Raw genomic sequence first — 18,771 nt, 5'->3', positions numbered from 1 at the left:
CCAGTGCCGGGGTTTCTATTTCCGAACACAACACAAGCCCCTTGTAGGAGTGAGCCTGCTCGCGATAGCGGTATACCATTCAACGATTATGGTGGCTGACATTGCGCTATCGCGAGCAGGCTCACTCCTACAGGGATTGGGTTTCAATTCAATATTCGAGGACACCCTATGGAATGGCTCCCCCACATCACCGTCGCCACCATCGTCGAAGACAACGGCCGCTTCCTGATGGTCGAAGAACACAAGGCCGGGCGTAACGTGCTCAATCAGCCGGCCGGCCACCTGGATCCGAACGAAACCCTGATCGAAGCTGCCGTCCGCGAAACCCTCGAGGAAACCGGCTGGGACGTCGAACCCACCGGCGTGGTCGGCATTTACCTGTACACCGCGCCGAGCAACGGCGTGACTTATCAACGCGTGTGCTTCAGCGCCAAAGCGGTAAAACACCACCCGGACTATCAACTCGACGATGGCATCGTCGGCGCCAAGTGGTTGACCCGCAGCGAATTAATCGCCCAGCGCGACAACTGGCGCAGCGAGCTGATCATCCGCTGCATCGACGACTATCTGGCCGGCCATCACTTCAGTCTCGAACTGATCCGCCCTTCTCTTTAGCCTTGAGGCCGTGAGCCTGATAGAATCGCGTCCTTTTTCAAGACACTCATTGAATCCCTATGCGTGATCCAGCCCCTTCTGACACATCCAAGAAGCGCGTCATTGTCGGCATGTCCGGCGGCGTGGACTCTTCCGTTTCCGCTCTCCTGCTGATCGAGCAGGGTTACGAGGTGGAAGGCCTGTTCATGAAGAACTGGGAAGAAGACGACGGAACGGAATACTGCACCGCCATGGACGACCTGGCGGATGCCCAGGCCGTGTGCGACAAGATCGGCATCAAGCTGCACACCGCCAACTTCGCCGCCGAGTACTGGGACAACGTGTTCGAGCACTTCCTGGCCGAATACAAGGCCGGTCGCACGCCGAACCCGGACATCCTGTGCAACCGCGAGATCAAGTTCAAGGCGTTCCTCGACTACGCCATGATGCTTGGCGCCGACCTGATCGCCACCGGCCACTATGTGCGCCGTCGCGACATCGATGGCCGCACCGAACTGCTCAAGGGCCTCGATCCGAACAAAGACCAGAGCTATTTCTTGCACGCTGTCGGCGGCGAACAGATCGCCAAGACCCTGTTCCCGGTCGGCGAACTGGAAAAGCCCGAAGTTCGCGCCATTGCCGAGAAATACGAGCTGGCGACCGCCAAGAAGAAGGATTCCACCGGGATCTGCTTCATCGGCGAGCGACGTTTCAGCGACTTCCTCAAGCAATACCTGCCGGCGCAACCGGGCGAGATCAAGACCACCGAAGGCGAAGTCATCGGCCGTCACCACGGTTTGATGTACCACACCATCGGCCAGCGTCAGGGCCTGGGCATCGGCGGCCTGAAAGATGCCGGCGACGAGCCGTGGTACGTGCTGCGCAAGGATCTGGACACCAACGAGCTGATCGTCGGCCAGGGCAACAACCATCCGTGGCTGTTCTCCAGCGCCCTGCTCGCTTCGGAAATCTATTGGGTCAACCCGATCGACCTGAGCCAGCCGCTGCGCCTCACCGCCAAAGTGCGTTATCGCCAGAGCGATCAGGCCTGCACCCTGGAAAAAACCGCCAGCGGCTACCGCGCCGTGTTCGACGAACCGCAACGCGCGGTGACCCCGGGCCAGTCCGTGGTGTTCTACGACGGTGAAATCTGCCTCGGTGGTGGCGTGATCGAAGTCGCCGAGCCGTGGAGCGGCCAGGCATGAGCCCGACTCAGGAGCAACTGACGGCGCTGGGCGGCGTGTTTCTCGCCGCCGTGCTGGTCGACCGCATTGCCAAGACCGGGCAGACCAGCGAGGCCGGCCTGAGCTGCATGCTCGGCAGCCTGCTGGTGCGCGACCCGAAGGACACACTGGATGTGTACGGTGGCGACGACCTCAATCTGCGCGAGGGTTATCGCGCATTGATCGGCGCTCTCGAGCGCGACCCGAGCACCCTGCAGCGCGAGCCGCTGCGCTACGCCCTGTCGATGCTCGGCCTGGAACGCCAACTGGCCAAACGTGACGACATGCTCGACACCATTGGCAAGCGCCTGCCGCAGATCCAGTCACAGGTCGAACACTTCGGCCCGGCCCACGAAAACGTGATCGCCGCCTGCGGTGCGCTGTATCAGGACACCCTGAGCACCCTGCGCCAGCGGATTCAGGTACATGGCGACATGCGCAACCTGCAGCAACCGAGCAACGCCTCGAAGATCCGCGCCCTGCTGCTGGCCGGTATCCGTTCGGCACGCCTGTGGCGACAGCTCGGCGGGCACCGCTGGCAGTTGGTGATCAGCCGGCGCAAGCTGCTCAAAGAGCTGTATCCGTTGATGCGCAGCGAGTAAATCGTCGCGCAATAAAAGTTTTGTAGTCTGTAGCGCGTAATACGCCGGTCAGTTGGCAACGGACCGGCGGATTTTTTCATGTATGATACGCGCCCCATTTCGTTGCCCGACTGTCCGAGAACACCCCATGCAGCTCTCTTCGCTCACTGCGGTTTCCCCTGTTGACGGCCGCTACGCCGGCAAAACCCAGGCCCTGCGCCCGATTTTCAGCGAGTACGGCCTGATCCGTGCCCGCGTCCTGGTTGAAGTGCGCTGGCTCCAGCGCCTGGCCGCCCACGCCGGTATCCCGGAAGTGCCAGCCTTCTCCGCCGAGGCCAACGCCGTTCTCAATGAACTGGCTGAAAACTTCTCGCTGGAGCACGCCGAGCGCGTCAAAGAGATCGAGCGCACCACCAACCACGACGTCAAGGCGATCGAATACCTGCTCAAGGAGCAGGCGGCCAAGCTGCCGGAGCTGGCCAAGGTCAGCGAGTTCATCCACTTTGCCTGCACCAGCGAAGACATCAACAACCTGTCCCACGCCCTGATGCTGCGCGAAGGCCGTGACGACGTGATGCTGCCGCTGATGCGCCAGACCGCCAACGCCATCCGCGAACTGGCGATCCGTTTCGCCGACGTGCCGATGCTGTCGCGCACCCACGGTCAGCCGGCCTCGCCGACCACCTTGGGCAAAGAACTGGCGAACGTGGTTTACCGTCTCGAGCGTCAGATCGCTCAAGTCGCTGCCGTGCCGCTGCTGGGCAAGATCAACGGCGCCGTGGGCAACTACAACGCGCACCTGTCGGCCTACCCGCAGATCGACTGGGAAGCCAACGCCCGCGCCTTCATCGAAGACGAGCTGGGTCTGGGCTTCAACCCGTACACCACGCAGATCGAACCGCACGACTACATCGCCGAGCTGTTCGACGCGATCGCACGCTTCAACACCATCCTGATCGACTTCGACCGCGACATCTGGGGCTACATCTCCCTGGGTTATTTCAAGCAGCGCACCATCGCTGGCGAAATCGGTTCGTCGACCATGCCGCACAAGGTCAACCCGATCGACTTCGAAAACTCCGAAGGCAACCTGGGCATCGCCAACGCACTGTTCCAGCACCTGGCGAGCAAACTGCCGATCTCCCGCTGGCAGCGTGACCTGACCGACTCCACCGTACTGCGCAACCTCGGTGTGGGCTTCGCTCACAGCGTGATCGCCTACGAAGCCAGCCTCAAAGGCATCAGCAAACTGGAGCTCAACGAGCAGAAGATTGCCGCTGACCTCGACGCCTGCTGGGAAGTGCTGGCCGAGCCGATCCAGACTGTGATGCGCCGCTACAACATCGAAAACCCGTACGAAAAGCTGAAAGAACTGACCCGCGGCAAGGGCATCAGCCCGGAAGCGCTGCAGACTTTCATCGACGGCCTGGACATGCCAGCCGAAGCGAAAGCCGAGCTGAAACAGCTGACTCCGGCCAACTACATCGGCAACGCTGTAGCGCAAGCCAAACGCATCTGATTCACCGCTTGACCCGTTTGAGACGCCCGGCCGCGCCGGGCGTTTTTATTCCCGTCTGAAAAATGCTTTTTTTCAATAGGTTACACATGAATCCTGATACTCCTCTTCAACTTCTGGGCGGTCTCACGGCGCGCGAATTCATGCGCGATTACTGGCAGAAAAAGCCGCTGCTGATCCGTCAGGCCATTCCTGACTTCGAAAGCCCGATCGACGCCGATGAACTGGCCGGCCTGGCCCTGGAAGAAGAGGTCGAGTCGCGCCTGGTGATCGAGCACGGCGAGCGCCCGTGGGAGCTGCGTCGCGGCCCGTTCGCCGAAGACGAATTCAGCAAACTGCCGGAAAAAGAGTGGACCCTGCTGGTTCAGGCCGTTGATCAATTCGTTCCGGAAGTCAGCGAGCTGCTGGAAAACTTCCGCTTCCTGCCGAGCTGGCGCGTCGATGACGTGATGATCAGCTTCGCCGCCCCGGGTGGCAGCGTTGGTCCGCACTTCGACAACTACGACGTGTTCCTGCTGCAAGGCCACGGCCAGCGCAACTGGAAGATCGGCCAGATGTGCGACTCCGAGAGCCCGCTGCTGCAACACGCGGATCTGCGCATCCTCGCCGAATTCCACGAGACCGAAGAGTGGGTGCTAGAACCGGGCGACATGCTCTACCTGCCGCCGCGCCTGGCTCACTGTGGTGTCGCCGTGGACAACTGCATGACCTACTCGGTTGGTTTCCGTGCGCCAAGCGCCTCTGAAGTGCTGACCCACTTCACCGACTTCCTCAGCCAGTTCCTGACCGACGAAGAACGCTACACCGACGCCGATGCGAAACCGGTCAGCGATGATCCACATCAGATCCAGCACGACGCACTCGGCCGCCTGAAAAGCCTGCTCGCCGAGCACATGAGCGACGAGCGCCTGCTGCTGACCTGGTTCGGCCAGTACATGACCGAGCCGCGCTACCCGGAACTGGTGGTCGGCCCGGAAGACGTTGAAGAAGATGACTTCCTCAACGCCCTGCAAGACGGCGCGGTGCTGATCCGCAACCCGAGTGCGCGCCTGGCCTGGTCGGAAGTCGATGACGACCTGCTGCTGTTCGCCAGCGGCCAGAGCCGTTACCTGCCGGGCAAGCTGCGCGAGCTGCTGAAGATGATCTGCGCCGCCGATGCGCTGCACGTCGACAACCTCGGCGAGTGGCTGAACGACGAAGACGGTCGCGGCCTGCTGTGCGAGCTGGTCAAACAAGGCAGCCTGGGATTTGCCGATGAATAAGATTCGCGTACGTGTCGCAGACTGGCAAAAGGACAACGCCGAGATCCGGCGCATTCGTGAAACGGTGTTCATCGCCGAACAATCGGTGCCACCCGAGCTTGAATGGGACGCCGATGACGCGACCGCCGTGCATTTTCTGGCGTTCGAAGGCGACTTTCCGATCGGCACCGCTCGCCTCTTGCCCGACGGGCACATTGGCCGGGTTTCGGTGCTGAAGGACTGGCGAGGCATGAAGGTAGGCGATGCGCTGATGCAAGCGGTCATCGCTGAAGCCGAAGCCCGTGGCCTGCAGCAGCAGATGCTCAGCGCCCAGGTACAGGCCACGGCGTTCTATGAGCGCCTGGGTTTCAGCCTGGTCAGCGAGGAATTCCTTGAAGCCGGGATTCCGCATGTCGATATGGTTCGCCATTCGGCCTGACCGGCAGAGATCCAATGCCTGTGAAACCCTTTGGCGAGGGAGCTTGCTCCCGCTGGGGCGCGAAGCGGCCCTGAAAATCCGGGGTCTGCTACGCAGCCCAGCGGGAGCAAGCTCCCTCGCCACAAAAAGCGGTATGTGAGCACCCTCAAAACGCCCCGCCATTTTCGGATGCCGGGGCGTTTTGCTGTCTACGATTCAACTTGCCCCACCCCGGGCCGACAAACTGGCAATATCAAGCCTTTCGAAAGCGGAGATAACGGACATGTCCCTACGCACCCTGCTCACCACCCTGCTGCTCGGCTGCAGCCTGTCGGTGATGGCAGCCACAGAAATCGTGCCTCTCAAGTACCGCACCAGCGCCGACATGCTGCCGATGGCGCAGGACTTCATCGGCAAGGACGGCCAGGTCAGCGCCTACGGCAACCAACTGATCATCAAGGCTGAGCCTGACAAGATCCAGGAAGTCAAAGCGCTGATCACCCAGCTCGACACTGCGCCCAAGCGCCTGCTGATCACGGTCGACACCAACGAAAACAACCAGCAGAACACTGGCGACCAACAGACCCGAATCATCAACTACAGCACCGCCAGCCGTGACGGCGGCATCCAGCAGATTCAGGCCAGCGAGGGCGTGCCGGCGCTGATCCAGGTCGGCCAGAGCGTGCCGATCACCAGCAGCCAGAGCAATTCCTACGGCGATTACAGCAGCCAGACGCAATATCGCAACGTCACCCAGGGTTTCTACGTGACAGCCAGCGTCACCGGCGACATCGTTCATCTGGCGATCAGCACCAATCGTGACCGAATGAGCCAGGAACGTCCCGATGTAGTGAACGTGCAAAGTACCGACACAACCGTCAGCGGACGCTTGGGCGAGTGGATCACCCTGGCCGGGGTGAACCGCGAAACCCAGGCCGACAAACAGGGCGCGACCCGCAGCTACTCGACTCAAGGCCGGGATGACATGACGCTGCGGGTCAAAGTCGATTCCCTGGACTAAAGCACCGAAAACTGACTGATTAGTCGTATTAGACGAAAGATGTAGTGCTTGAAAAAAAGCACTACAAAACGTTTGACGGGCCAAAAAAGCGAAGGCATGATGGCCTCGCTCCCGCTAATCAGAGGCCCTGGCAAGGGCCTTCGAAGCGATGTTCGCACCTACCCCGCGAACCGCTTCGTGTCTGTACCGCCCACAAGGTGTGTTTGACGAGGTTGTCGACTGGAACGAAGTTGTCCCGAGGGACGGAAGCGTTATTAGGTAACCCGGCACCACACTGATGTTCGTACCAAGGCCCACGACGCCTGAATGCGCCCGCAGTCCGCCTTTACCTGCTCACTTCCCCTCGAGCCCATCGTTCATCCCGTCGCCTCCCCCGCCGAATCCGACTTGACCACCTAAGCTTCTGGTCAGCGAGCGCAGGAATTTTCCACCGCAGAACAACTTTTCATAAAGACGCGACGAGGTTTATCTCCATGGCACTGACACGCGAACAGCAAATTGCAGCCCTTGAAAAAGACTGGGCTGAAAACCCGCGCTGGAAAGGCGTGACTCGCACTTACTCCGCTGCTGACGTCGTCCGTCTGCGTGGCTCAGTTCAACCTGAGCACACCTTTGCGAAAATGGGCGCCGAGAAGCTGTGGAACCTGGTGACCCAGGGTGCCAAGCCGTCCTTCCGCCCAGAGAAAGATTTCGTCAACTGCATGGGCGCCCTGACCGGCGGCCAGGCTGTTCAGCAGGTCAAGGCCGGTATCCAGGCGATCTACCTGTCGGGCTGGCAGGTGGCTGCGGACAACAACTCCGCAGAATCGATGTACCCGGACCAGTCGCTGTACCCGGTGGACTCGGTGCCAACCGTGGTCAAGCGCATCAACAACTCGTTCCGTCGTGCCGACCAGATCCAGTGGAAAGCCGGCAAGAACCCGGGCGACGAAGGCTACATTGACTACTTCGCACCAATCGTGGCTGACGCTGAAGCCGGTTTCGGCGGCGTGCTGAACGCCTACGAACTGATGAAAAGCATGATCGAAGCAGGCGCCGCCGGCGTTCACTTCGAAGACCAACTGGCTTCCGTTAAGAAATGCGGCCACATGGGCGGCAAGGTACTGGTTCCGACTCAGGAAGCGGTACAAAAGCTGACCGCTGCACGTCTGGCGGCTGACGTTGCCGGTACGCCGACCATCATCCTGGCCCGCACCGACGCCAACGCGGCTGACCTGCTGACTTCCGATTGCGACCCGTACGACCAGCCGTTCGTGACTGGCGAGCGTACTCAGGAAGGTTTCTACAAGGTTCGTGCCGGCCTGGATCAAGCCATCGCCCGCGGCCTGGCTTACGCGCCTTACGCCGACCTGATCTGGTGCGAAACCGCCAAACCGGATCTGGAAGAAGCCCGTCGCTTCGCTGAAGCGATCAAGAAGGAATACCCGGACCAACTGCTATCGTACAACTGCTCGCCTTCCTTCAACTGGAAGAAAAACCTGGACGACGCGACCATCGCCAAGTTCCAGCGCGAACTGTCCGCCATGGGTTACAAGCACCAGTTCATCACCCTGGCCGGCATTCACAACATGTGGCACAGCATGTTCAACCTGGCGCACGACTACGCCCGCAACGACATGACTGCCTACGTGAAGCTGCAAGAGCAGGAATTCGCTGACGCCGCCAAGGGTTACACCTTCGTGGCTCACCAGCAGGAAGTGGGCACCGGCTACTTCGACGACATGACCACCGTGATTCAGGGTGGCTCGTCCTCGGTGACCGCGCTGACCGGTTCGACCGAAGAAGAACAGTTCCACTGACTCGGCTTCGCTGAGCAAACGGCCTTTGCGGATCGGATGGAAAGCTAACCGCAAAGCCGCAAGACTGACGCCCCGACTGGTTCGGGGCGTTTTTTTGCCCGCCGATTTCCCAAAGACCACAACCCCCCCCCCTGTAGGAGTGAGCCTGCTCGCGATAGCGGTTTGTCAGCTAGCACATGCATTGACTGACCCACCGCTATCGCGAGCAGGCTCACTCCTACAGGGATCGACGTCGCTCGGACAAAAACATTGATCCAGAGCGGTACAGATGGCAGAAAAATCAGCTAAAACTGGTGCCACCGCTACTTGCAGTAACAGGCATATAAGACAACTTCCTGATTACTGCACCGCTAAACAGTTACAAAACCACTCCAAACGATATCAATTATCATTTAGCAGCAACTATGTTCGTTACATTTCCTACAAAACATAATTCGCGGAAACCCGGCTAATGCCCGCACTGCATGGGCTACAGGGCATTGGAGGTGCGCTATGTCCTTATTCCAATAAATAATTTCGCTATAGGAATTTTACTTGCCGGGTGTTTAGCCATAAAATCAGCGCGATTGATTGCTGCGACATATCGTCACTGCCTTATTTCTTTATCAAGCTCAGAGACCTTTGCTCTCTGTTAAGGATTACCAGCATGCCCGAAGCGACAGGACTCATGGCCCACAACTGGGGCTTTGCCATTTTCCTTCTGGGTGTAGTCGGCCTGTGTGCCTTCATGCTCGGCGTCTCCAGCCTCCTCGGGTCAAAAGCCTGGGGCCGCAGCAAAAACGAACCGTTCGAGTCCGGCATGCTACCTACCGGTGGCGCCCGCTTGCGGCTCTCAGCCAAATTCTATCTGGTCGCGATGCTGTTCGTGATCTTCGATATCGAAGCCCTCTTTCTCTTTGCATGGTCTGTGTCCGTCCGCGAAAGCGGCTGGACCGGATTCGTCGAAGCTCTCGTTTTCATAGCAATTCTGTTGGCAGGTCTTGTCTACCTGTTCCGAGTGGGCGCCCTTGACTGGGCTCCGGAAGCTCGTCGCAAGCGGCAGGCGAAGCTGAAACAATGAGGCTTTGGCAATGCAATACAATCTCACCAGAATCGACCCAGATGCTCCTAACGAGCAGTATCCGATTGGCGAACGGGAAACCGTTTCCGATCCGTTAGAGGATCAAGTTCACAAAAACATTTTCATGGGCAAGCTCGAAGACGTGCTGAGTGGCGCGGTCAACTGGGGGCGGAAAAACTCCCTGTGGCCGTACAACTTCGGCCTTTCGTGCTGCTACGTGGAAATGACCACCGCCTTCACGGCGCCCCACGACATCGCGCGCTTTGGCGCCGAAGTGATCCGGGCATCACCGCGTCAGGCCGACTTCATGGTTATCGCCGGTACCTGCTTCATCAAGATGGCGCCGATCATTCAGCGTCTCTACGAGCAAATGCTCGAGCCGAAGTGGGTTATCTCCATGGGTTCGTGCGCCAACTCCGGTGGCATGTACGACATCTACTCCGTGGTTCAAGGGGTGGACAAGTTCCTGCCCGTGGACGTCTACGTACCTGGCTGCCCGCCTCGTCCAGAAGCATTCCTTCAAGGCTTGATGCTGTTGCAGGAATCGATTGGACAGGAGCGTCGTCCGCTTTCCTGGGTCGTTGGCGACCAAGGCGTTTATCGCGCCGACATGCCTTCGCAAAAGGAACAGCGCCGCGAACAGCGAATCGCAGTCACCAACCTGCGCAGCCCTGACGAAGTCTGATCCAGTCTGTTTCAAAGAAACGAGAAGCTGGCTTCATTCTTTACGTTGACCGAAAGCGAAAAAATAACCATGACTACAGGCAGCGCTCTGTACATCCCGCCTTATAAGGCAGACGACCAGGATGTGGTCGTCGAATTGAACAACCGTTTTGGCGCCGAAGCGTTCACCGCTCAGTCGACCCGCACCGGCATGCCGGTGCTGTGGGTGGCGCGCGCCAGACTTGTCGAAGTCCTGACCTTCCTGCGCAACCTGCCCAAGCCGTACGTCATGCTCTATGACCTGCACGGCGTGGACGAGCGTCTGCGCACCAAGCGTCAAGGGCTGCCATCGGGCGCCGACTTCACCGTGTTCTATCACCTCATGTCGCTTGAGCGTAATAGTGACGTGATGATCAAAGTCGCCTTGTCCGAAAGCGACCTGAGCTTGCCGACCGTCACCAGCATCTGGCCGAACGCCAACTGGTACGAGCGTGAAGTCTGGGACATGTTCGGCATCGACTTCAAAGGCCACCCGCACCTGTCGCGCATCATGATGCCGCCGACCTGGGAAGGTCACCCGCTGCGCAAGGACTTCCCGGCGCGCGCCACCGAATTCGATCCGTTCAGCCTCAACCTCGCCAAGCAGCAGCTTGAGGAAGAAGCCGCGCGCTTCCGTCCTGAAGACTGGGGCATGAAGCGTTCCGGGGCCAACGAGGACTACATGTTCCTCAACCTGGGCCCGAACCACCCTTCTGCGCACGGTGCGTTCCGCATCATTCTGCAACTGGACGGTGAAGAGATCGTCGACTGCGTACCGGACATCGGTTACCACCACCGTGGTGCCGAGAAGATGGCCGAGCGTCAGTCCTGGCACAGCTTCATCCCGTACACCGACCGTATCGACTACCTCGGCGGCGTGATGAACAACCTGCCGTACGTGCTCTCGGTCGAGAAGCTGGCCGGCATCAAGGTCCCGGAGAAGGTCGACGTCATCCGCATCATGATGGCCGAGTTCTTCCGGATCACCAGCCACCTGCTGTTCCTGGGGACCTACATCCAGGACGTCGGCGCCATGACCCCGGTGTTCTTCACCTTCACCGACCGCCAGAAGGCGTACACGGTGATCGAAGCCATTACCGGTTTCCGTCTGCACCCGGCCTGGTACCGCATCGGTGGCGTCGCCCACGACCTGCCGCGCGGCTGGGACAAACTGGTGAAAGACTTCGTTGAATGGCTGCCAAAACGCCTCGACGAATACACCAAGGCTGCCCTGCAGAACAGCATCCTCAAAGGCCGGACCATCGGCGTCGCGCAGTACAACACCAAAGAAGCCCTGGAATGGGGCGTCACCGGTGCCGGCCTGCGTTCGACCGGTTGCGACTTCGACCTGCGTAAAGCGCGCCCATACTCCGGCTACGAGAACTTCGAGTTCGAAGTACCGCTGGCCGCCAATGGCGATGCCTACGATCGCTGCATGGTCCGCGTCGAAGAGATGCGCCAGAGCATCAAGATCATCGACCAGTGCATGCGCAACATGCCGGAAGGCCCGTACAAGGCGGATCACCCGCTGACCACGCCGCCGCCGAAAGAACGCACGCTGCAGCACATCGAAACCCTGATCACGCACTTCCTGCAAGTTTCGTGGGGTCCGGTCATGCCGGCCAACGAATCCTTCCAGATGATCGAAGCGACCAAGGGCATCAACAGTTATTACCTGACGAGCGACGGCGGCACCATGAGCTACCGTACCCGGATCCGCACTCCGAGCTTCCCGCACCTGCAACAGATCCCTTCGGTGATCAAAGGCAGCATGGTCGCGGACTTGATTGCGTACCTGGGTAGTATCGACTTCGTTATGGCCGACGTGGACCGCTAAGCATGAACAGCACGCTTATCCAGACAGACCGTTTCACCTTGAGTGAAACCGAGCGCTCGGCCATCGAGCACGAGCTGCATCACTACGAAGACCCGCGCGCGGCGTCGATCGAAGCCCTGAAGATCGTTCAGAAAGAACGCGGCTGGGTGCCGGATGGCGCCCTGTACGCGATCGGCGAAATCCTCGGCATCCCGGCCAGCGACGTTGAAGGCGTGGCGACGTTCTACAGCCAGATCTTCCGTCAGCCGGTCGGCCGCCACATCATTCGCGTCTGCGACAGCATGGTCTGCTACATCGGCGGCCACGAGTCGGTGGTCAGCGAAATCCAGAACAATCTGGGCATCGGCCTGGGTCAGACCACCGCCGACGGTCGTTTCACCCTGCTGCCTGTCTGCTGCCTCGGCAACTGCGACAAGGCACCGGCGCTGATGATCGACGACGACACCTTTGGCGACGTGCAGCCTGCCGGCGTGGCCAAACTGCTCGAGGGCTACGTATGACCCTGACATCTTTCGGTCCTGCCAACCGCATCAAGCGTTCGGCCGAAACTCACCCGCTGACCTGGCGTCTGCGTGACGACGGCGAAGCCGTGTGGCTCGACGAATACCAGGCCAAGAACGGTTACGCCGCTGCGCGCAAAGCCTTCGCCGACATGGCTCAGGACGACATCGTCCAGACCGTGAAAGACGCCGGCTTGAAAGGCCGTGGCGGTGCGGGCTTCCCCACTGGCGTGAAGTGGGGCCTGATGCCCAAGGACGAATCCATCAACATCCGCTACCTGCTGTGCAACGCGGACGAAATGGAACCGAACACCTGGAAAGACCGCATGCTGATGGAGCAACTGCCCCATCTGCTGATCGAAGGCATGCTGATCAGTGCCCGCGCGCTGAAAACCTACCGTGGCTACATCTTCCTGCGTGGCGAGTACACCACCGCCGCCAAGCACCTCAACCGTGCCGTGGAAGAAGCCAAGGCTGCGGGCCTGCTGGGCAAGAACATTCTGGGCAGCGGCTTCGATTTCGAGCTGTTCGTTCACACCGGCGCCGGACGTTATATCTGCGGTGAAGAAACCGCGCTGATCAACTCCCTCGAAGGCCGCCGCGCCAACCCGCGCTCCAAGCCGCCCTTCCCTGCCGCCGTTGGCGTGTGGGGCAAGCCGACCTGCGTGAACAACGTTGAAACCCTGTGCAACGTGCCGGCGATCATTGCCGACGGCGTTGACTGGTACAAATCGTTGGCCCGCGAAGGTAGCGAAGACATGGGCACCAAGCTCATGGGCTTCTCCGGCAAGGTCAAGAATCCGGGCCTGTGGGAGCTGCCATTCGGCGTCACCGCTCGCGAGCTGTTCGAAGACTACGCCGGCGGCATGCGCGACGGTTACAAGCTCAAGGCCTGGCAGCCAGGTGGCGCCGGTACCGGTTTCCTGTTGCCGGAACACCTCGACGCACAGATGTACGCCGGCGGCATCGCCAAGGTGGGCACCCGGATGGGTACCGGCCTGGCGATGGCGGTGGACGACAGCGTCAACATGGTCTCCCTGCTGCGCAACATGGAGCAGTTCTTCGCCCGCGAGTCCTGCGGCTTCTGCACCCCGTGCCGTGATGGCCTGCCATGGAGCGTCAAGCTCTTGATGGCCATCGAAGAAGGCCGCGGTCAGCCAGGCGATATCGAGACCCTGCTGGGTCTGGTCGGCTTCCTCGGCCCAGGCAAGACCTTCTGTGCTCACGCACCGGGTGCCGTGGAGCCGTTGGGCAGTGCCATCAAATACTTCCGTCCAGAGTTCGAAGCCGGTATCGCGCCTGCAAGCGCTGCCGTCCCGCCTCTGGCAAGGCCGATCACAGTCGGCGCGTAAACGCTTAAAAGGCGAAGGGTCCGTGCCCTTCGCCTTTCGTCCGATGACGCCTTTCGGGGCTGACTGGATTCGGACGGATAACAAGATTCCATTAGCCACGCCCGCTGACACCGGGCCAACGAAGACCTTTGAACCATGGCCACTATCCACGTAGACGGCAAAGCGCTCGAAGTCGACGGGGCAGACAACCTGTTACAGGCATGTCTGTCGCTGGGCCTCGACATCCCTTATTTCTGCTGGCACCCCGCGCTTGGTAGCGTCGGGGCCTGCCGCCAGTGCGCAGTCAAGCAGTACACCGACGAGAACGACACCCGTGGTCGCATCGTCATGTCCTGCATGACGCCTGCCACCGACAACACCTGGATCTCCATCGACGATGAAGAATCCAAGGCGTTCCGCGCCAGTGTTGTCGAATGGCTGATGACCAACCACCCGCACGACTGCCCGGTGTGCGAAGAAGGCGGTCACTGCCACCTGCAAGACATGACGGTGATGACCGGCCACAACGAGCGCCGTTATCGCTTCACCAAGCGCACCCACCAGAACCAGCAACTGGGCCCGTTCATTTCCCACGAAATGAACCGCTGCATCGCCTGCTACCGCTGTGTGCGTTTCTACAAGGACTACGCCGGCGGCACCGACCTCGGTGTATTCGGCGCCCACGACAACGTGTACTTCGGTCGCGTTGAAGACGGCACCCTCGAAAGCGAATTCTCCGGCAACCTCACCGAGGTCTGCCCGACCGGTGTGTTCACCGACAAGACTCACTCCGAGCGCTACAACCGTAAATGGGACATGCAGTTCTCGCCGAGCATCTGCCATGGCTGCTCCAGCGGTTGCAACATCTCCCCGGGCGAGCGTTATGGCGAACTGCGTCGCATCGAAAACCGCTTCAACGGTTCGGTGAACCAGTACTTCCTGTGCGACCGTGGCCGTTTCGGTTATGGCTACGTCAACCGCACCGACCGTCCACGTCAGCCAATGCTGGCCGACGGCACCAAGCTGGGTCTGGATCAGGCGCTGGACAAGGCGGCCGATCTGCTGCGCGGGCGCAACATCGTCGGTATCGGTTCGCCACGCGCCAGCCTCGAAAGCAACTACGCGCTGCGTGAGCTGGTCGGCGCCGAGCACTTCTACTCCGGTATCGAAGCCTCCGAGCTGGAGCGCATCCGTCTGGTCCTGCAAGTGCTCAAAGACAGCCCGCTGCCCGTGCCGAACATGCGCGACATCGAAGACCACGACGCTGTGTTCGTCCTCGGTGAAGACCTGACCCAGACCGCCGCCCGTATGGCGCTGTCCCTGCGTCAGTCGGTTAAAGGCAAAGCTGAAGACATGGCCGAAGCCATGCGCGTTCAGCCGTGGCTCGACGCTGCGGTGAAGAACATCGGTCAGCACGAACTGAACCCGCTGTTCATCGCCAGCCTGGCCGAAACCAAGCTCGACGACATCGCTGAAGAATGCGTTCACGCCGCTCCCGACGATCTGGCGCGTATCGGTTTCGCCGTGGCCCACGCGCTGGACGCCAGCGCCCCGGCCGTTGAAGGTCTGGACGCGGAAGCCCAGGAACTGGCCAAGCGCATTGCTGATGCCCTGCTCGCGGCCAAACGTCCGCTGATCATCGCCGGTACTTCGCTGGGCTCCAAAGCCTTGATCGAAGCGGCGGCGAACATCGCCAAAGCCCTGAAGCTGCGCGAGAAGAACGGTTCGATCAGCCTGATCGTGCCGGAAGCCAACAGCCTTGGCCTGGCCATGCTCGGTGGCGAATCGGTCGACGCGGCGCTGCAAGCCGTGATCGATGGCAAGGCCGACGCCATCGTCGTGCTGGAAAACGATCTGTACACCCGCACCTCGAAAGCCAAGGTCGATGCCGCGCTGAACGCTGCGAAAGTCGTGATCGTTGCCGACCACCAGAAGACCGCCACCACTGACCGCGCGCAACTGGTGCTGCCAGCGGCGAGCTTCGCTGAAGGCGACGGTACGCTGGTCAGCCAGGAAGGTCGCGCCCAGCGCTTCTTCCAGGTTTTCGATCCGCAATACATGGATGCAAGTATCCTGGTTCACGAAGGCTGGCGCTGGCTGCACGCCCTGCGCTCGACCCTGCTGAACCAGCCGATCGACTGGACGCAACTCGACCACGTCACTGCTGCCGTGGCTTCGAGCACCGAGCAACTGGCGCCCATCGTTGATGCTGCTCCGTCTGCCGCGTTCCGTATCAAGGGTCTGAAACTGGCGCGTGAGCCGCTGCGTTATTCCGGTCGCACCGCGATGCGCGCCGACATCAGCGTTCACGAACCACGCACCCCGCAAGACAAAGACACCGCGTTCGCCTTCTCCATGGAAGGTTACTCGGGTTCGGCCGAGCCGCGTCAGCAGGTGCCGTTTGCCTGGTCGCCGGGCTGGAACTCGCCGCAAGCCTGGAACAAGTTCCAGGACGAAGTCGGTGGTCACCTGCGTGCTGGCGACCCGGGCACCCGTCTGATCGAAAGCACCGGCGATTCGCTGAACTGGTTCGCCGCTGCTCCGCGCGCATTCAACCCGGCGCCGGGCACCTGGCAGGCCGTGCCGTTCTACCACCTGTTCGGCAGCGACGAAAACTCGTCGAAAGCCGCGCCGGTGCAGGAACGCATCCCGGCGCCATACGTCGCTCTGGCCAAATCCGAAGCGGATCGCCTGGGCGTCAACGACGGTGCTCTGCTGAGCCTGAACGTGGCCGGCCAGACCCTGCGTCTGCCGCTGCGCATCAATGAAGAACTGGGCGCTGGTCTGGTGGCCTTGCCTGCGGGCATCGCCGGCATTCCACCGGCATTCGCCGGCCTGTCCGTCGACGGTCTGCAGGAGGCAGCGCAATGACCTGGTTCACCCCTGAAGTGATCGATGTGATCCTGACGGTCATCAAAGCCATCGTGATTCTGCTGGCCGTCGTGGTCGCGGGCGCGTTGCTCAGCTTTGTCGAACGTCGCCTGCTGGGCTGGTGGCAGGACCGTTACGGTCCGAACCGCGTTGGTCCGTTCGGCATGTTCCAGATCGCCGCCGACATGCTGAAGATGTTCTTCAAGGAAGACTGGACCCCGCCGTTTGCCGACAAGGTGATCTTCACCCTGGCACCGGTGGTGGCCATGTCCGCCCTGCTGATCGCCTTTGCGATCATCCCGATCACCCCGACCTGGGGCGTGGCGGATCTGAACATCGGCCTGCTGTTCTTCTTCGCCATGGCCGGTCTGTCGGTCTACGCGGTGCTGTTCGCCGGCTGGTCGAGCAACAACAAGTTCGCCCTGCTCGGCAGCTTGCGTGCCTCGGCGCAGACCGTGTCCTACGAAGTGTTCATGGGCCTGTCCCTGATGGGCATCGTGGTGCAGGTCGGCTCGTTCAACATGCGCGACATCGTCGAGTACCAGGCGCAGAACCTGTGGTTCATCATTCCGCAGTTCTTCGGCTTCTGTACCTTCTTCATCGCTGGCGTGGCCGTGACTCACCGTCACCCGTTCGACCAGCCGGAAGCGGAACAGGAACTGGCCGACGGTTACCACATTGAATACGCCGGTATGAAATGGGGCATGTTCTTCGTCGGTGAATACATCGGCATCATCCTGATCTCGGCGCTGCTGGTCACCCTGTTCTTCGGTGGCTGGCACGGTCCGTTCGGCATCCTGCCGCAACTGTCCTTCGTCTGGTTCGCACTGAAGACCGCGTTCTTCATCATGCTGTTCATCCTGCTGCGCGCTTCCATCCCGCGTCCGCGTTATGACCAGGTGATGGATTTCAGCTGGAAATTCTGCCTGCCACTGACCCTGATCAATTTGCTGATAACCGCTGCGGTTGTGTTGTGGAACACACCTGCGGTTGCGGTTCAGTGAGGATTTGACCCATGTTCAAATATATTGGCGACATCGTTAAGGGTACCGGTACCCAGTTGCGCAGCCTGGTCATGGTCTTCGGCCATGGCTTCCGCAAGCGCGACACCCTGCAATACCCGGAAGAGCCGGTCTACCTGCCGCCACGCTACCGTGGTCGCATCGTTCTGACCCGTGACCCCGATGGCGAAGAGCGTTGCGTAGCCTGCAACCTGTGCGCCGTGGCTTGCCCGGTAGGTTGCATCTCGCTGCAGAAAGCTGAAACCGAAGACGGTCGCTGGTACCCGGACTTCTTCCGTATCAACTTCTCGCGCTGCATTTTCTGCGGTCTCTGCGAGGAAGCCTGTCCGACCACCGCAATCCAGTTGACCCCGGATTTCGAGATGGCCGAGTTCAAACGTCAGGACCTGGTGTACGAGAAAGAAGATCTGCTGATCTCCGGCCCCGGCAAAAACCCTGATTACAACTTCTATCGTGTTGCAGGTATGGCAATCGCTGGCAAGCCGAAAGGCTCTGCGCAGAACGAAGCCGAACCGATCAACGTGAAGAGCTTGCTGCCTTAAGGAAGAACGATGGAATTCGCTTTCTATTTCGCATCGGGTATCGCGGTGGTGTCCACGCTTCGTGTGGTCACCAACACCAACCCTGTGCACGCCCTGCTCTACCTGATCATCTCGTTGATCGCCGTGGCCATGACCTTCTTCGCACTCGGCGCACCGTTCGCCGGCGTACTGGAAGTGATCGCCTACGCCGGCGCCATCATGGTGCTGTTCGTGTTCGTGGTGATGATGCTGAACCTGGGTCCCGCCTCGGTTCAGCAGGAACGCACCTGGCTCAAGCCCGGTATCTGGGCCGGGCCGGTGATTCTCGCCGCCCTGCTGCTGGCCGAACTGCTGTATGTGCTGTTCGCTCACCAGAGCGGCCAGGCCATCGGCCACACCACCGTCGATGCAAAAGCCGTGGGCGTCAGCCTGTTCGGTCCGTATCTGCTGGTGGTCGAACTCGCCTCGATGCTGCTGCTCGCCGCAGCCGTCACGGCGTTCCATTTGGGCCGTAACGAGGCGAAGGAGTAAGAC

At 60.5% G+C, this 18,771-nt stretch carries 17 protein-coding genes; all 17 read left to right on the top strand.

Annotated features, from left to right (window positions below):
- The first annotated feature begins 168 nt into the window (after positions 1-168).
- The 17 genes from LCH64_RS22885 (at position 169) to nuoJ (ending at position 18,768) form a co-directional block, all read left to right on the top strand.
- Entirely contained in the window at positions 169-615 is a 447-nt protein-coding gene (locus tag LCH64_RS22885) for an NUDIX hydrolase (RefSeq protein WP_003223828.1), read from the top strand.
- 59 nt (positions 616-674) lie between these two features.
- Complete coding sequence (mnmA, locus tag LCH64_RS22880) at positions 675-1,799, top strand: tRNA 2-thiouridine(34) synthase MnmA (RefSeq protein WP_003223826.1); 1,125 nt, start codon at positions 675-677, stop codon at positions 1,797-1,799.
- Positions 1,796-2,419 (top strand): high frequency lysogenization protein HflD, encoded by a 624-nt coding sequence (gene hflD / locus LCH64_RS22875; RefSeq protein WP_003223824.1) that lies wholly within the window; start codon positions 1,796-1,798, stop codon positions 2,417-2,419. Before mnmA ends, hflD begins: the two co-directional genes overlap by 4 nt.
- Positions 2,420-2,546: 127 nt before the next feature.
- Positions 2,547-3,917: an adenylosuccinate lyase gene (gene purB / locus LCH64_RS22870; RefSeq protein WP_003223822.1), complete on the top strand. Its 1,371-nt coding sequence runs from the start codon at positions 2,547-2,549 to the stop codon at positions 3,915-3,917.
- An 86-nt stretch (positions 3,918-4,003) separates the two neighbouring features.
- Positions 4,004-5,176, top strand: a complete 1,173-nt coding sequence (locus LCH64_RS22865; protein WP_003223820.1) for a cupin domain-containing protein — start codon at positions 4,004-4,006, stop codon at positions 5,174-5,176.
- On the top strand, positions 5,169-5,594 hold the full coding sequence (locus LCH64_RS22860; RefSeq protein ID WP_003223818.1) for a GNAT family N-acetyltransferase: 426 nt from the start codon (positions 5,169-5,171) through the stop codon (positions 5,592-5,594). Before LCH64_RS22865 ends, LCH64_RS22860 begins: the two co-directional genes overlap by 8 nt.
- Positions 5,595-5,856: 262 nt before the next feature.
- The gene (locus LCH64_RS22855; protein ID WP_226501324.1) at positions 5,857-6,594 is read left to right on the top strand and encodes a secretin N-terminal domain-containing protein; all 738 of its coding nucleotides are present in this window, start codon (positions 5,857-5,859) and stop codon (positions 6,592-6,594) included.
- 473 nt (positions 6,595-7,067) lie between these two features.
- A complete protein-coding gene (aceA, locus tag LCH64_RS22850; RefSeq protein WP_003223815.1) occupies positions 7,068-8,393 on the top strand; it encodes an isocitrate lyase in 1,326 nt (441 codons plus the stop codon).
- A gap of 646 nt (positions 8,394-9,039) precedes the next feature.
- On the top strand, positions 9,040-9,453 hold the full coding sequence (locus tag LCH64_RS22845; RefSeq protein ID WP_003223812.1) for an NADH-quinone oxidoreductase subunit A: 414 nt from the start codon (positions 9,040-9,042) through the stop codon (positions 9,451-9,453).
- A gap of 10 nt (positions 9,454-9,463) precedes the next feature.
- On the top strand, positions 9,464-10,138 hold the full coding sequence (locus LCH64_RS22840) for an NADH-quinone oxidoreductase subunit B (RefSeq protein ID WP_003223809.1): 675 nt from the start codon (positions 9,464-9,466) through the stop codon (positions 10,136-10,138).
- 69 nt (positions 10,139-10,207) lie between these two features.
- On the top strand, positions 10,208-11,992 hold the full coding sequence (nuoC, locus tag LCH64_RS22835) for an NADH-quinone oxidoreductase subunit C/D (RefSeq protein ID WP_003223807.1): 1,785 nt from the start codon (positions 10,208-10,210) through the stop codon (positions 11,990-11,992).
- Positions 11,993-11,994: 2 nt separating this feature from the next.
- On the top strand, positions 11,995-12,492 hold the full coding sequence (gene nuoE, locus LCH64_RS22830) for an NADH-quinone oxidoreductase subunit NuoE (protein WP_003223804.1): 498 nt from the start codon (positions 11,995-11,997) through the stop codon (positions 12,490-12,492).
- Positions 12,489-13,844, top strand: coding sequence for an NADH-quinone oxidoreductase subunit NuoF (nuoF, locus tag LCH64_RS22825; protein WP_103520971.1), 1,356 nt, complete (start codon positions 12,489-12,491; stop codon positions 13,842-13,844). Before nuoE ends, nuoF begins: the two co-directional genes overlap by 4 nt.
- A 135-nt stretch (positions 13,845-13,979) precedes the next feature.
- A complete protein-coding gene (nuoG, locus tag LCH64_RS22820) occupies positions 13,980-16,694 on the top strand; it encodes an NADH-quinone oxidoreductase subunit NuoG (protein ID WP_226501323.1) in 2,715 nt (904 codons plus the stop codon).
- Complete coding sequence (gene nuoH, locus LCH64_RS22815) at positions 16,691-17,698, top strand: NADH-quinone oxidoreductase subunit NuoH (protein ID WP_003223797.1); 1,008 nt, start codon at positions 16,691-16,693, stop codon at positions 17,696-17,698. Before nuoG ends, nuoH begins: the two co-directional genes overlap by 4 nt.
- 11 nt (positions 17,699-17,709) lie before the next feature.
- Positions 17,710-18,258 carry an NADH-quinone oxidoreductase subunit NuoI gene (gene nuoI / locus LCH64_RS22810; RefSeq protein ID WP_003223795.1) on the top strand — a complete coding sequence of 183 codons (549 nt, stop codon included), beginning with the start codon at positions 17,710-17,712 and terminating at the stop codon, positions 18,256-18,258.
- Between the two features lie 9 nt (positions 18,259-18,267).
- Entirely contained in the window at positions 18,268-18,768 is a 501-nt protein-coding gene (gene nuoJ, locus LCH64_RS22805) for an NADH-quinone oxidoreductase subunit J (protein ID WP_003223793.1), read from the top strand.
- Positions 18,769-18,771 lie beyond the last annotated feature (3 nt).

Origin of the sequence: Pseudomonas sp. MWU16-30322, from assembly GCF_020515535.1 — a bacterium.
Classification (GTDB): domain Bacteria; phylum Pseudomonadota; class Gammaproteobacteria; order Pseudomonadales; family Pseudomonadaceae; genus Aquipseudomonas; species Aquipseudomonas fluorescens_H.
The sequence above is the reverse complement of the archived record's forward strand: the minus strand, read 5'-3'. Positions and strand labels throughout refer to the sequence as shown.

What these genes read in the sequence shown, in the direction of transcription:
- LCH64_RS22885 (WP_003223828.1), top strand. Translation starts at nt 169, where the DNA reads ATGGAATGGCTCCCCCACATCACCGTCGCCACCATCGTCGAAGACAAC.
- mnmA (WP_003223826.1), top strand. Translation starts at nt 675, where the DNA reads ATGCGTGATCCAGCCCCTTCTGACACATCCAAGAAGCGCGTCATTGTC.
- hflD (WP_003223824.1), top strand. Translation starts at nt 1,796, where the DNA reads ATGAGCCCGACTCAGGAGCAACTGACGGCGCTGGGCGGCGTGTTTCTC.
- purB (WP_003223822.1), top strand. Translation starts at nt 2,547, where the DNA reads ATGCAGCTCTCTTCGCTCACTGCGGTTTCCCCTGTTGACGGCCGCTAC.
- LCH64_RS22865 (WP_003223820.1), top strand. Translation starts at nt 4,004, where the DNA reads ATGAATCCTGATACTCCTCTTCAACTTCTGGGCGGTCTCACGGCGCGC.
- LCH64_RS22860 (WP_003223818.1), top strand. Translation starts at nt 5,169, where the DNA reads ATGAATAAGATTCGCGTACGTGTCGCAGACTGGCAAAAGGACAACGCC.
- LCH64_RS22855 (WP_226501324.1), top strand. Translation starts at nt 5,857, where the DNA reads ATGTCCCTACGCACCCTGCTCACCACCCTGCTGCTCGGCTGCAGCCTG.
- aceA (WP_003223815.1), top strand. Translation starts at nt 7,068, where the DNA reads ATGGCACTGACACGCGAACAGCAAATTGCAGCCCTTGAAAAAGACTGG.
- LCH64_RS22845 (WP_003223812.1), top strand. Translation starts at nt 9,040, where the DNA reads ATGCCCGAAGCGACAGGACTCATGGCCCACAACTGGGGCTTTGCCATT.
- LCH64_RS22840 (WP_003223809.1), top strand. Translation starts at nt 9,464, where the DNA reads ATGCAATACAATCTCACCAGAATCGACCCAGATGCTCCTAACGAGCAG.
- nuoC (WP_003223807.1), top strand. Translation starts at nt 10,208, where the DNA reads ATGACTACAGGCAGCGCTCTGTACATCCCGCCTTATAAGGCAGACGAC.
- nuoE (WP_003223804.1), top strand. Translation starts at nt 11,995, where the DNA reads ATGAACAGCACGCTTATCCAGACAGACCGTTTCACCTTGAGTGAAACC.
- nuoF (WP_103520971.1), top strand. Translation starts at nt 12,489, where the DNA reads ATGACCCTGACATCTTTCGGTCCTGCCAACCGCATCAAGCGTTCGGCC.
- nuoG (WP_226501323.1), top strand. Translation starts at nt 13,980, where the DNA reads ATGGCCACTATCCACGTAGACGGCAAAGCGCTCGAAGTCGACGGGGCA.
- nuoH (WP_003223797.1), top strand. Translation starts at nt 16,691, where the DNA reads ATGACCTGGTTCACCCCTGAAGTGATCGATGTGATCCTGACGGTCATC.
- nuoI (WP_003223795.1), top strand. Translation starts at nt 17,710, where the DNA reads ATGTTCAAATATATTGGCGACATCGTTAAGGGTACCGGTACCCAGTTG.
- nuoJ (WP_003223793.1), top strand. Translation starts at nt 18,268, where the DNA reads ATGGAATTCGCTTTCTATTTCGCATCGGGTATCGCGGTGGTGTCCACG.